The sequence below is a fragment of the Flavobacterium mekongense genome (assembly GCF_047038255.1).
Classification (GTDB): Bacteria; Bacteroidota; Bacteroidia; order Flavobacteriales; family Flavobacteriaceae; genus Flavobacterium; species Flavobacterium mekongense.
Genome location: NZ_CP174374.1, coordinates 1 through 12,760, shown reverse-complemented (window position 1 = coordinate 12,760; position 12,760 = coordinate 1). Strand labels below are relative to the sequence as shown.

12 protein-coding genes are annotated in these 12,760 nt (G+C 39.3%); 6 read left to right on the top strand and 6 right to left on the bottom strand.

Annotation, left to right across the window (positions count from 1 at the left end):
• Positions 1–49: 49 nt before the first annotated feature.
• Positions 50–2,314, top strand: a complete 2,265-nt coding sequence (locus tag ACJG85_RS00060) for an aconitate hydratase (RefSeq protein ID WP_412464511.1) — start codon at positions 50–52, stop codon at positions 2,312–2,314.
• Between the two features lie 49 nt (positions 2,315–2,363).
• On the opposite strand, the gene ACJG85_RS00055 is transcribed toward ACJG85_RS00060, so the two are convergent.
• The 3 genes from ACJG85_RS00055 to ACJG85_RS00045 form a co-directional block, all read right to left on the bottom strand.
• A complete protein-coding gene (locus ACJG85_RS00055; RefSeq protein ID WP_412464510.1) occupies positions 2,364–2,735 on the bottom strand; it encodes a hypothetical protein in 372 nt (123 codons plus the stop codon).
• Between the two features lie 155 nt (positions 2,736–2,890).
• A complete protein-coding gene (locus tag ACJG85_RS00050) occupies positions 2,891–4,339 on the bottom strand; it encodes a glyceraldehyde-3-phosphate dehydrogenase (RefSeq protein ID WP_409679564.1) in 1,449 nt (482 codons plus the stop codon).
• A gap of 188 nt (positions 4,340–4,527) precedes the next feature.
• On the bottom strand, positions 4,528–5,916 hold the full coding sequence (locus ACJG85_RS00045) for a trypsin-like peptidase domain-containing protein (protein ID WP_412464508.1): 1,389 nt from the start codon (positions 5,914–5,916) through the stop codon (positions 4,528–4,530).
• Positions 5,917–6,051: 135 nt separating this feature from the next.
• Between ACJG85_RS00045 and dapF the strand changes: the two genes are divergently transcribed.
• From dapF to ACJG85_RS00020, 5 genes are all read left to right on the top strand, one after another.
• Complete coding sequence (gene dapF / locus ACJG85_RS00040) at positions 6,052–6,834, top strand: diaminopimelate epimerase (RefSeq protein WP_412464507.1); 783 nt, start codon at positions 6,052–6,054, stop codon at positions 6,832–6,834.
• A 5-nt stretch (positions 6,835–6,839) separates the two neighbouring features.
• Complete coding sequence (locus tag ACJG85_RS00035; RefSeq protein ID WP_409679572.1) at positions 6,840–7,367, top strand: GNAT family N-acetyltransferase; 528 nt, start codon at positions 6,840–6,842, stop codon at positions 7,365–7,367.
• A gap of 19 nt (positions 7,368–7,386) precedes the next feature.
• Positions 7,387–8,415: an endolytic transglycosylase MltG gene (gene mltG, locus ACJG85_RS00030; protein WP_412464506.1), complete on the top strand. Its 1,029-nt coding sequence runs from the start codon at positions 7,387–7,389 to the stop codon at positions 8,413–8,415.
• Between the two features lie 81 nt (positions 8,416–8,496).
• Entirely contained in the window at positions 8,497–9,330 is an 834-nt protein-coding gene (locus ACJG85_RS00025) for a DUF2279 domain-containing protein (protein WP_409679578.1), read from the top strand.
• A gap of 97 nt (positions 9,331–9,427) precedes the next feature.
• Positions 9,428–10,063, top strand: a complete 636-nt coding sequence (locus tag ACJG85_RS00020; protein ID WP_409679581.1) for a peptidoglycan-binding protein LysM — start codon at positions 9,428–9,430, stop codon at positions 10,061–10,063.
• A gap of 1 nt (position 10,064) precedes the next feature.
• Here the strand turns inward: ACJG85_RS00020 and ACJG85_RS00015 are convergent, their stop codons facing one another.
• Genes ACJG85_RS00015 through dnaA form a run of 3 tightly spaced genes read right to left on the bottom strand, consistent with a single transcriptional unit; the run spans position 10,065 to position 12,751 of the window.
• Positions 10,065–10,787: an SAM-dependent methyltransferase gene (locus tag ACJG85_RS00015; RefSeq protein ID WP_409679584.1), complete on the bottom strand. Its 723-nt coding sequence runs from the start codon at positions 10,785–10,787 to the stop codon at positions 10,065–10,067.
• Positions 10,788–10,818: 31 nt separating this feature from the next.
• Positions 10,819–11,286, bottom strand: coding sequence for a low molecular weight protein-tyrosine-phosphatase (locus tag ACJG85_RS00010; protein WP_409679587.1), 468 nt, complete (start codon positions 11,284–11,286; stop codon positions 10,819–10,821).
• Between the two features lie 37 nt (positions 11,287–11,323).
• A complete protein-coding gene (gene dnaA / locus ACJG85_RS00005) occupies positions 11,324–12,751 on the bottom strand; it encodes a chromosomal replication initiator protein DnaA (protein ID WP_409679590.1) in 1,428 nt (475 codons plus the stop codon).
• Positions 12,752–12,760: the final 9 nt, after the last annotated feature.

The following is a 12,760-nucleotide window of genomic DNA, read 5'->3' as shown; positions in this document are numbered from 1 at the left end:
TATAACGTTTTCGTAAATTTGCGAAGCAAACAAATTAACCAAATTTATTATGGCTTTTGATATTGAAATGATTGAAAAAGTGTATGCTACTATGGCTGCTCGTGTAGACAAAGCACGTGAGTTAGTAGGGCGTCCGCTTACTTTATCTGAAAAGATTTTATATTCGCATTTGTGGGAAGGTATGCCTTCTCAATCTTTTACCCGCGGTAAAGATTATGTTGACTTTGCACCGGACAGAGTAGCTTGTCAAGATGCTACTGCTCAAATGGCTTTACTGCAGTTCATGCACGCCGGTAAAAGCAAAGTGGCTGTGCCGACAACCGTTCACTGTGATCACTTAATCCAAGCTAAAGTTGGTGCTAAAACCGATTTGGCTGTAGCCAATACCCAATCGAAAGAAGTATTCGATTTCTTATCTTCAGTTTCTAACAAGTACGGAATCGGTTTTTGGAAACCGGGTTCAGGAATTATCCACCAAATTGTTTTAGAAAATTATGCATTCCCGGGCGGAATGATGATTGGTACCGATTCTCACACGGTGAATGCCGGTGGTTTGGGTATGTTGGCAATTGGTGTTGGTGGTGCCGATGCTGTAGACGTAATGTCGGGCATGTCATGGGAATTGAAATTCCCTAAACTAATCGGTGTTAAATTGACCGGAAAATTAAACGGTTGGACTGCACCTAAGGACGTTATCTTAAAAGTGGCCGATATCCTTACCGTAAAAGGAGGAACCGGTGCTATCGTTGAATATTTCGGTGAAGGTGCTACGTCTATGTCGTGTACCGGAAAAGGAACCATCTGTAATATGGGTGCCGAAATCGGAGCGACTACTTCTACTTTCGGTTACGATGATTCTATGAGAAGATACTTAGCGGCTACCGGTCGTCAAGATGTGGTTAATGCTGCCGATAAAGTAGCTTCTTACCTAACAGCAGATGCCGAAGTGTATGCTAATCCTGCCGATTATTTTGATCAATTAATTGAAATCAACTTGTCTGAATTAGAGCCGCACATTAACGGACCTTTTACTCCGGACAGAGGAACACCTGTGTCTAAGATGAAAGAAGAAGCTACCGCTAACGGATGGCCTTTGAAAGTAGAATGGGGATTGATAGGTTCTTGTACCAATTCTTCCTACGAAGATATGGCCCGCGCGGCTTCTATTGTAGAGCAAGCCGTGGCTCATGGTATTACGCCTAAAGCCGAATTCGGTATCAACCCGGGTTCTGAGCAAATCCGTTACACTATCGAAAGAGACGGCATCATTGCTACTTTTGAAAAAATGGGAACTAAAGTGTTTACCAATGCTTGTGGTCCATGTATCGGACAATGGGACAGAACAGGTGCTGACAAAGGGGAAAAAAACACTATTGTTCACTCGTTCAACAGAAACTTCTCTAAGCGTGCCGACGGTAACCCGAACACACACGCTTTTGTAACATCGCCTGAAATGGTAGCGGCTTTGGCTATCTCCGGAGATTTGTCTTTCAATCCAATCACGGATACTTTGTTAAACGATAAAGGTGAAGCGGTAAAATTAAACCCGCCAACAGGAGACGAACTACCAACAAGAGGTTTTGATGTAGAAGACGCCGGTTTCCAAGCACCTGCAGCTGATGGTTCATCGGTTGAGGTAGTGGTTTCGCCAACTTCAGATCGTTTACAATTGTTAGCGCCATTTGATGCTTGGGACGGAAAGAATATTTCTGGAGCCAAGTTGTTGATCAAAGCGTTCGGTAAGTGTACTACTGACCACATTTCAATGGCCGGACCATGGTTGCGTTTCCGCGGACACTTAGATAATATTTCTAATAATATGTTGATTGGAGCCATTAATGCTTTCAATCAAGAAGCCAATAAGGTAAAAAACCAATTGACAGGAGCTTATGATGCCGTACCTGCGGTGCAAAGAGCTTACAAAGCTGCCGGAGTACCTTCGATTGTTGTGGGTGACCACAATTACGGTGAGGGTTCATCTCGTGAGCATGCCGCTATGGAACCTCGTTTCTTAGGCGTAAAAGCGGTATTGGTAAAATCATTCGCTCGTATTCACGAAACCAATTTGAAAAAACAAGGAATGTTGGCGTTGACTTTTGCAAACGAAGCGGATTACGACAAAATTCAAGAAGATGATACTATCAATTTCTTAGATTTAACCGAGTTCGCACCTGGCAAACCGTTAACGTTAGAGTTTGTTCATGCAGATGGTTCGAAAGACACCATTTTGGCTAACCACACTTACAACGAAAGTCAAATTGGTTGGTTTGTAGCCGGTTCAGCCTTGAACTTGATTGCTGCCGGAAAAGCCTAATTGATTCAAACAATCATAAAAAAGCTCAACTTTACGTTGAGCTTTTTTGTTATGCTTTCTTTTGATATATTTCTTTATGTCCGGAACACCATAGTACGCTTTCGTAGTAAAAATCGACTGTCGTTAAATTGTCTTTCTTTTTGATGACACATTTTCCGGTTACATCGGCTTCAGAACCAAATACGGTAACTGTTTTGTTGTTTTCTAATTTACGGTCAAGGTACATTTCATAAATTCTGGTGGCTATTTCTTGGCGAATGGTAATTTTAGAATTAAATGTACTGATGATTACCGTACCGTTTTTGTTACGCGCCACATACTCCATTCCGTTGTGACCATAGTTGTAGGTTGTTACTTTCGGCTCCTCATTGGAGAACGCAAAACAAGTCAGAATTGACAAGCTCAAAATTAATTTTTTCATAAGCAGGTTGTAGGGCGTTGTTTTTGGAAGGCGAAAAATAGTAATTATTTTTCTAAAACCTAATTTTATTAACAAATTATATGCTTATTAACAAAAAAATCTCGTTTTACCCTACCGGATAAACGAGATTTTTCAAGTGAATTAATTCTTGCCTATTAATAATAAGTATAGCGTCTTACCTTAGCAATGTATTTGGCCAAACGAATTACTTGGTGGCTATAGCCGTATTCGTTATCATACCAAACATAAAGCACTATGTTTTTTCCGTCTCCTGAAACTATCGTGGCATTACTGTCAAAAATAGATGGGGCTGAAGTGCCTACGATATCGGAAGAAACCAATTCGTTGTTCAAAGAGTATTTAATTTGTTCCACCAATTCGCCTTCCAAAGCATATTTTCGCATAATGCCGTTTACTTCTTCAATAGAAGTTGCTTTGCCTACTTCCAAATTAAGTACTACTAAAGAACCGTTAGGTACCGGAACTCGAATCGCATTAGAGGTTAATTTTCCGGCTAAACTTGGCAGTGCTTTCGCTACAGCACTTCCGGCTCCGGTTTCGGTAATCACCATATTTAAAGCAGCAGCGCGACCACGACGGTATTTTTTGTGCATGTTATCTACCAAGTTTTGGTCGTTTGTATAAGCATGGATGGTTTCCAAATGGCCTTTAACTACGCCTAATGTTTCTTCCACAGCAGCTAAAATAGGCGTGATGGCATTGGTGGTACATGAAGCAGCAGAATAAATATTCACTTCATCCGGATTGTAATCGTTGTGATTTACACCGTAAACGATATTAGGCACACCTTTGCCCGGAGCGGTTAGCAATACTTTGTCCACTCCTTTAGAAGTTAGGTGGCGTTTCAAAGCTTCTTCAGTAGTGAAAGCACCTGTATTGTCAATCACCAAAGCGTCATTGATGCCGTATTTCGTGTAATCTATTTCTTCCGGACCTGCCGCAGTAATGATGTGTACTGTTGTGCCGTTAATGATTAAGGCGTTGTTTTCCACATCGGCTTGAACAGAACCTTCAAAGTCGCCGTGTACCGAATCATAACGCAATAACGAAGCTCTTTTTTCTAAAGATGAGGCATCATTGCGGTCACGAGTTACAATAGCACGCAGACGAAGTTGTTGTCCTTTTCCAATTTTACTCATCATTTCACGAGCCAACAAACGACCAATACGGCCAAAGCCATACAACACTACATCTTTAGGTTGGATATTTTTAGAGTTTTTGGCATTTTTCAATTTGTCAATCACAAATGCACGAGCATCATGGTACTTATTGTCTTCCAAATGGTATTCGTAAGTCAGTTTTCCGATGTCGATACGAGAAGGTGGTAAGTCTAAGTTTAAAATCGCTCTGGCAATTTCCACCGAGTCAAAAACGTTGATGGGTTTTTGAACAAATTCACCGGCGTATTCGTGTAAATTGATGATGTCACTCACGTTTCGGTCTATCAACTGGTTTCTGAAAAGAACCAACTCGATGGACTTGTCGTACCACAAATCGCTGATGATTTTGATGAATTCTACTCCGGCTTTTCGTCTGTCGGCTTGGAACGATAATTCCTTCTCGTACAAAGTGTTGCTGCTCATAAAAATGAAAGTGTTTAGTTGTGTTTTATAATTTAACCTTGTTTAAAAAGACTTGTCAGTCTCAGGTGGCGCAAAAGTATAAAATACCAATGTTTTACGAAAACGATTTCGTAACTTTTTTTGGCATAAAAAAAACCAACCTTGAATAAGGTCGGCTTTTTCGAAAAATAAGTAAGATGATTTTGTATTTAGATGATAATCTGTATCACTTGTCCCAATCGGTTGATCATTTGGATGCTGACACTTTGGTTTTCGTCTTTTTTATTCAAAAATCTTGAAATCGTTTCCACATCCGTAGCTTTTACATTGTCTACCGAAAGAATGATGTTCCCTTTGAGCTGATCGTAATAAGGTCTTAAATTGTCATTATTGATTTCCTTGATGCGAACACCATAGTCAATTCTGAATCTTTTCTTATCGGCACTGTCGATGTTTTCCAACTCTAACCCTTTAAATTCTGTGGTGTAAATATCGTTTTTAATCAGTGTTACCCAAGCTGTTTTGGTTTCATTTTCGCGTACATAAGTAACCTGAACTCTGTCGTTAGGACGTTTGGTGTTAATGTAACCGGTCAATTCCGCGAAAGTGCTGATTTTTTGATTGTCTAATTTTTTGATCACATCTCCTTTTCGTAATCCTGCCTTTTCGGCTCCTGAGTTTTTACTGACTTTATTGATATAAAAACCTTCAGTGTCTTTAATGCCTAATTCATCCGAGGCTTTGCTGTTTAATTCATTGCCTTCCACGCCCAAAATTCCTCTTTGTACTCCGCCAAATTCCATAATATCTTCAATGATTTTTCGGGTAATGTTAGAAGGAACGGCAAAGGAGTATCCGGCATAGCTTCCGGTAGGAGAGGAAATCATGGTGTTGATACCGATAAGTTCTCCGCGTGTATTTACCAAAGCACCACCACTGTTTCCGGGATTCACAGCGGCATCGGTTTGAATGAAAGATTGAATGCCGTTGCGGTTGTCTAAATTTCTCGCTTTTGCGGAAACAATACCAGCTGTTACGGTTGAATTGAGATTATATGGATTTCCTACGGCCAAAACCCATTCACCTACTTTAACTTGGTCGGAGTCGGCAAAAGTAGAATAGGGTAATTTTTCATCGGCATTGATTTTCAATAGTGCGATGTCCATTTTAGAATCGGTACCGATAAGTTTGGCTTTGTATGATTTGTTATTGTTTAGCGTTACTTCTAATTCGGTCGCATCTTTAATCACGTGATTGTTGGTAACTATATAACCGTCTTCAGAAATGATTACCCCCGAACCGGTGCCTATTTGTTCTTGTTGCTGACCACCACGTTGACCGTAAAAGAATTCCATAATAGGATTAGAAACGGTTCTGATAGAAACATTTTTAACATGCACCACAGTATGAACAGCTGCTTCTGCTGCTTCAGTAAAGTCGATAGCTTCTCCCGATAAACCCACAGTTCTTCCGTAAGAACCGGAAGCTGTAGTAACGATGCTCTCTCTTTCATTGTTGTCAAAGAATAACTTGTAAGCTCCTAAAGTAGTGGCTCCGCTTAATAAAGAAACTAAAAATAAACTCGATACTCTTCTCATCGTTTTTACTGTTTTTTAAATTATCTATAGTAAAATTAAAAAGTTTCATTTTCGCTGTCAATACCCTTTAACGGTCGTTTAACAATTTTTAAGTCAATCTTAAATTTTGCTATATTTGTGGTACTTAACACTGCTATGAAAATCAATTTTAACAAATATGAAGGCACGGGGAACGACTTTGTCATGATCGACAATAGGGCTGCCGTGTTTCCCAAAAGCAATACAGCACTTATTCGGAAATTGTGCGATCGACGTTTTGGCATCGGAGCAGATGGCCTCATCTTATTGGAACAAGATGCGGAAGCCGATTTCAGGATGGTCTATTACAATTCCGATGGTAACGAAAGTTCTATGTGTGGCAATGGCGGAAGATGCTTAGTAGCTTTTGCCAAAAGTTTGGGGGTAATCCAAAATGACACCAATTTTGTTGCTACCGACGGACCTCACCACGCTGCTGTTTTTGAAGACAGTATCGTTTCTTTAGGGATGAAAGAAGTGGCAGAAGTTCATATCAAGGAAGACTATGTATTCTTGAATACCGGTTCGCCTCACCATGTTATGATGGTGGACAATTTGAAAAATTTCGACGTAAAAACTGAAGGGGCTAAAATACGCTACTCGGATTTGTACGGAAAGGCAGGAAGCAATGTGAATTTTGTGAAGCAAATCGCTGAAAATCATTTTGCTTTGCGTACTTATGAACGCGGAGTAGAAGACGAAACTTTATCGTGTGGGACCGGTGCTACGGCTGTAGCTATAGCCATGCACGCCACCGGAAAAACCAATGCACATCATATTCATTTAGAGGTAGAAGGCGGAAAATTGGAGGTTTCTTTTGTAAAAGAAGGTGACAAATATACCAATGTATTCCTTAAAGGTCCCGCTACTTTTGTCTTTCAAGGAGCCATAGAAGTATAAGCAGTATGATTACTCTAAAAGGACAAAAAATATTTTTACGGGCCCTCGAACCTGAAGATTTAGCGTTTGTGTACGCGTTGGAAAATGATGAGCAAATTTGGGAAGTCAGCAACACCCAAACGCCCTACAGCAGGTTTCTAATCCGACAATATTTAGAAAATGCCCACCAAGACATTTATGAAGCCAAACAGTTGCGTTTGGCCATTTGTAGAAATGATACAGCAGTGGCTATCGGTTTGATTGATTTGTTCGACTTTGATCCCAAAAACAAACGAGCAGGAGTGGGAATCATTATACAAGATGAGCGTAACAGGCATTCGGGTTATGGTAAAGAAGCTTTAGGCTTAGTGATTGGCTTTGCTTTTGAGCAGTTGCAGTTGCACCAATTGTATGCCAATATCAGTACGGAAAACACAGCGAGTTTATCACTTTTTGCTACCTTTGGTTTTGAAAAAATTGGCGTGAAGAAAGATTGGAATTTTACCGGTAATCGCTTTCACGATGAAGCCCTTTTTCAGTTGATAAAAAAATAAATCTTAAACAATTTCGGTTTTGAACAAAAATAAAATCTTTAAAATTATTGCGGCCGTTGGTATATTGGTCGTGTTATTTGTGTACATCAAATACTTTACTTCCAATACTGCTTTTGATAAAGAAGAAGTTTATGTGGAAATTCCAACAGATTCTAAGTATGATGAGGTGCAGAGAATCATTTCGCCTTACATAAAAAACATGTCCGATTTTGAGTTTATTGCCCAACTCCGGTCCTATCCTGAAAATGTCAAACCGGGGAGATTTTTGTTGAAAAAGGGAATGAGTGCTTTTCAGTTGGTAAGTGCAATGCGCAGAAATGTACCGGTAAAATTGGCCTTCAACAATCAAGAGCGTTTGGAAAATTTTTGCGAACGCATCAGTGCTCAAATTGAGCCTGATACCACTAAGTTATTGGCGACTTTCCGTGATAGTATCTTTTTACAAAAAAACGGTTTTACTAAGGAGAATGTTTTTGCCATGTTTTTGCCTAATACCTATGAATTTTATTGGAATGTTTCAGCCGAGAAATTCAGAGACAAGATGTTGGAAGAATACAATCGTTTTTGGACTAAAGAGCGAATGGCCAAGGCGGCCGATTTAAACATGACGCCTGTGCAAGTGATTACTCTGGCTTCGATTGTACATAAAGAAACTGTTAAGAAAAGTGAACGACCAACCGTGGCCGGGGTGTATTTAAATCGCCTGAAAGACGGAATGAAATTGCAAGCTGATCCTACAGTAATTTACGCCTTAAAATTGCGCGACAACAATTTTGAGCAGGTCATCAAGCGAGTTTTATATAACGATTTGTTTATTGCTTCTCCATACAATACTTACCAAAACGAAGGATTACCACCCGGACCAATCGCCATGCCTGATATCGATGCTATTGATGCCGTATTGAATGCCGAAAAACACAATTATTTGTATTTTTGTGCCAGTGTAGAACGTTTTGGTTATCATGAATTTGCGGCTACTATGGCGCAACATGATGTTAATGCTAAAAAATACGCCGATTGGTTGAACGCCCAAGGCACCAAGCGATAACTCTTGAAGCAAAAGGGTTACATACTATGCTTGCTTTTTTGCACCTCTATACTATGGTCGCAAAAGGGTTTAGAGGCTTTTTTGAAACCTTCAGATACGCTGCATAAAAGCCGACTAAAAACTTTAGTAATTACTGAAGCGACTCTTGGAACCGCAGCATTGGTTGGGTTAAATCAGGTTTGGTATGCCGATTATCCGAGGTCAGATTTTCATTTTATCAATGACAATGCGGAGTGGTTGCAAATGGACAAAGCCGGTCATGTATTTTCGGCTTATCATTTAGGGAGTTTTGGAGCTAATGCTTTAAAATGGTCGGGAGCCAATAAAAAGAGTCAGTTACTTTATGGTGCTACTTTGGGCTTGGCTTTTTTAACTACTGTTGAGGTTTTTGACGGCTATTCGGCTAATTGGGGTGCTTCACTCGGAGACGTAGTTGCTAATGTTTCCGGGACCGCTTTGTATGTTTCCCAAGAATTACTTTGGAAAGAACAGCGCATCGTGCCTAAGTTTTCTTTTCATACTACACCTTATGCCGCTGCACGACCAGAAGTTTTGGGAAGTTCATTACAAGAGCAAATTTTAAAAGATTACAACGGTCAAACTTATTGGTTGTCGTTCAACATTCATTCTTTTGCTCCAAAAAGCAAAGTGCCCAAATGGTTGAATGTAGCCGTTGGTTACGGAGCAGAAGGCATGATTACCGGAAAAGAAGCTTTTGTCAATACTATTTTCCTTCCCGAACAACAAAGATATCGTCAATTTTACCTAAGTCTCGATATTGATCTGACCAAAATTGAAACAAAATCGCATTTTCTTAAGACTATTTTAACAATTTGCAACACGATCAAGATTCCCGCTCCAACGTTTGAAATCAAGGGTTCAGGAGGGACGAAATGGCATTTGGTCTACTTTTAGAGTAGTTTAACTTGTTGATAGTCAATTTTATAAAATTAGTTGTATATTTGCCCTCGGTAATTTCATGTCGGTGACAGCGCTTGAGAAATAACAATTAATGATCAAAAAAGGAATATTTTACTCAACTATCCTACTAACAGTAGCTTTTATAAGCTCAGGTTTTAAACCTTACAATGCCCAAATCAACTTCAATTTCGGTGTTGATGAAAATGAAGAATTGCAATACGTTTTTCCTTCTCAAAACAACATAGATTACGTTAATCTAAAAGTGCCGTATACCGGAAGGTATTTTATTGGTTATAAAGAAGCCATTGCGCACAAAGAATCTCAAGGTAAATACAGAAGAATTAATACTTTAGGGTATTTAGGAAAATACCAATTCGGTGTCGGAACCCTTAAATCTATTGGTATTCATGATAGTTTAGGTTTTTTGAATAATCCGAAGCTCCAAGAAAAAGCCTTTGTTACCTTGCTTTCCAAAAACAAATACGAGTTGCGAGCTTATATTCAGTACTTTGAAGGCAAAGTGGTAGACGGCGTTAAAATTACAGAATCCGGAATTTTAGCAGCAGCGCATTTAGGCGGTACCGGTTCGGTGAAGCGTTTTTTGAACTCTAACGGAGAGCGAAAAATGAAAGACAATTACGGTACTTCAGTGAGAACTTACCTTAGAGATTTTGGGGGATTTGATACCAAAGGAATACAACCCATTAAAAACGCTAAAGTTAATTAAGTTACAACTTATGAATTATAAAAATGGTCGGTCTGTTATGCAGGTCGACCTTTGTTTTTTTCCAATCGACCACGCGTAAGGTTTTAATGTATTCTGTTGGTAAAGTAATATCGGCTGCAATACAAAGATGAGTATTCGGTTGCAAAGCCGATAGAATGTCTTCTAAAAGCTTGTTGTTTCGGTACGGTGTTTCTATAAAGATTTGCGACTGGTTTCTGTCACCCGATATTTTCTCAAAGTTTTTAAGTGCCGATTTTTTATCACTTTTGTCAATAGGCAAATAACCGTTAAAAGCAAAACTCTGACCATTCATACCAGATGCCATCATCGCCAGTAGGATAGAGGAAGGGCCAACTAAAGGCACCACCTGAATGCCTTTTTCGTGTGCAATTTTCACTATAACTGCACCGGGATCGGCTACGCCCGGACAGCCTGCTTCGCTCATTAAACCTATATTGACTCCCTCCAAACAAGGTTTTATCATGGCGTTGTGTTCCGAAACTTCCGTGTGTTTATTGAGTAATGAAATTTTCAGATTGGCTTGTACTTTTTGTGTATTGACCGATTTGATAAATCTTCTTGCCGTTTTTTCATTTTCAACGATGTAATAGTCAATGAAATCAATGGCTCTTTTAACCGTTTGCGGCAGCACATCCATGGGGTCACTCTCACCCAAAGTGGTTGGAATTAAATACAATTTTCCTTTTGGGTTGTGCGTTGTCATTTTACTGTGATTTTTAATGAGGGAAAATAGCTTACGAGTGTTTCGTCATTAGCTTTTGGGCTAAAATAGTACAAGTTTCATCGAGCATTTCATAAACCATGTCAAAGCCATTCTGTAATCCGTAATACGGATCGGGCACATCTACATTTTCGCCCGGAAAGAGATGGTTTAGAATCATTTCTACCTTGGTTTTGTCGTTGTCGTTTTTAGCCAATTCTATTACGTTGTCGTAGTTAGAACTGTCCATGACATAGATATAATCGAATTCGTCAAAGTCTTTGGAGGAAAATTGACGGGCTTTTTGATAAGTGATATCTATACCGTTTTTCTGAGCGACCAAGATTGACCGTTGATCAGGTTGTCTGCCAATGTGATAATTTCCTGTTCCTGCAGAATCAACGAAGAACTTGTCTTGAGGTAATTTAGATGCGAGTATGCCTTCTGCCAATGGAGATCGGCAGATATTACCCAAACAAACCATTAAAATTTTAACGGGCATATCGTTCCTTGTAAGTTATAATTCGGTTAAAACCGTATTACAGAGATAATTTTTTATGAATATCTTCTACGAATTTTTTGAATTGCTTGTCGGTAGAAACCAAATTGTCAACGGTTTTACAAGCGTGTAAAACGGTAGCATGGTCTCTGTCGCCAATTTGAGAGCCAATGTTAGCTAAAGAAGACTTGGTGAATTTTTTAGCAAAAAACATGGCCAATTGACGGGCTTGTACCACGTGACGTTTTCTGGTTTTAGATTGTAAAGTATCCACATCCAATTGGAAATAATCGGATACTACTTTCTGAATGTAATCGATGGAAATTTCACGTTTTACATTTTTAACGAATTTCTCTACCACACTTTTAGCCAAATCTAAAGTCACTTCCTTTTTATTGAAAGAAGATTGGGCGATTAGCGAAATGATTGCCCCTTCCAATTCTCTTACATTAGATTTGATGTTTCGGGCCACGTATTCTACAATTTCTTCAGGCATATCTACACCATCTCGGTATAAAATATTTTTCAAGATAGAAATACGGGTTTCGTAATCCGGTTGGTGTAATTCGGCAGACAATCCCCATTTGAAACGCGACAACAAACGTTGCTCGATGTCTTGCATGTCAACCGGCGCTTTGTCTGAGGTAAGGATTACCTGTTTGCCGTTTTGGTGTAAATAATTAAAGATATGGAAGAAAACATCTTGCGTTCCTGATTTTCCTGAAAGGAATTGAACGTCATCAATAATCAATACATCAATTAATTGGTAAAAATGAATGAAATCGTTTCGGTTGTTTTTCTTTACCGAGTCGATATATTGTTGGGTAAACACTTCCGCGGAAATGTACAATACCGTTTTTTCAGGATATTTGTCCTTAATTTCAACACCAATAGCGTGGGCTAAGTGTGTTTTTCCCAAACCAACACCACCAAAAATCAACAAAGGATTGAAAGAAGTACCGCCCGGTTTGTTGGCAACGGCCATACCGGCAGAGCGCGCTAAACGGTTGGAATCTCCTTCAAGGAAATTGTCAAAACTATAATTAGGATTGAGTTGCGATTCAATTTTTAAATTTCTGATACCCGGAATTACAAAAGGATTTTTTAGTTCCGGATTCAGGTTTTTAAACGGAGCGTCAACTTCTTGGGATTTTATCGGACTGCGGTGAGCACTTGGCAATTGTTCCGTAAACGGTTGTTTGTTGCCATAAGTGTTTTCCATTTTGATTTTATAGAGTAACTTTGCGTTTTTTCCGAGTTCTTTGGTTAACGCTACTTTCAATAATTTAACATAGTGTTCCTCGAGCCACTCATAGAAAAATTTGCTCGGTACTTGTATGTACAAAGCATTGTCTGTAAGTTCCACTGACTTAATCGGTTCGAACCAAGTTTTGAAAGCTTGTTCCTGAATGTTGTCTTTTATGAACTCAAGACAGTTTTCCCATACCGATTGCGCAGTTTTGCTCATATTTTGGAT

Bases quoted from the DNA above. Each gene is read 5' to 3' on its own strand.
- ACJG85_RS00060 (WP_412464511.1), top strand. From the start codon at position 50: ATGGCTTTTGATATTGAAATGATTGAAAAAGTGTATGCTACTATGGCT.
- ACJG85_RS00010 (WP_409679587.1), bottom strand. From the start codon at position 11,286: ATGCCCGTTAAAATTTTAATGGTTTGTTTGGGTAATATCTGCCGATCT.
- ACJG85_RS00050 (WP_409679564.1), bottom strand. From the start codon at position 4,339: ATGAGCAGCAACACTTTGTACGAGAAGGAATTATCGTTCCAAGCCGAC.
- ACJG85_RS00055 (WP_412464510.1), bottom strand. From the start codon at position 2,735: ATGAAAAAATTAATTTTGAGCTTGTCAATTCTGACTTGTTTTGCGTTC.
- ACJG85_RS00045 (WP_412464508.1), bottom strand. From the start codon at position 5,916: ATGAGAAGAGTATCGAGTTTATTTTTAGTTTCTTTATTAAGCGGAGCC.
- dnaA (WP_409679590.1), bottom strand. From the start codon at position 12,751: ATGAGCAAAACTGCGCAATCGGTATGGGAAAACTGTCTTGAGTTCATA.
- ACJG85_RS00035 (WP_409679572.1), top strand. From the start codon at position 6,840: ATGATTACTCTAAAAGGACAAAAAATATTTTTACGGGCCCTCGAACCT.
- dapF (WP_412464507.1), top strand. From the start codon at position 6,052: ATGAAAATCAATTTTAACAAATATGAAGGCACGGGGAACGACTTTGTC.
- ACJG85_RS00015 (WP_409679584.1), bottom strand. From the start codon at position 10,787: ATGACAACGCACAACCCAAAAGGAAAATTGTATTTAATTCCAACCACT.
- ACJG85_RS00020 (WP_409679581.1), top strand. From the start codon at position 9,428: ATGATCAAAAAAGGAATATTTTACTCAACTATCCTACTAACAGTAGCT.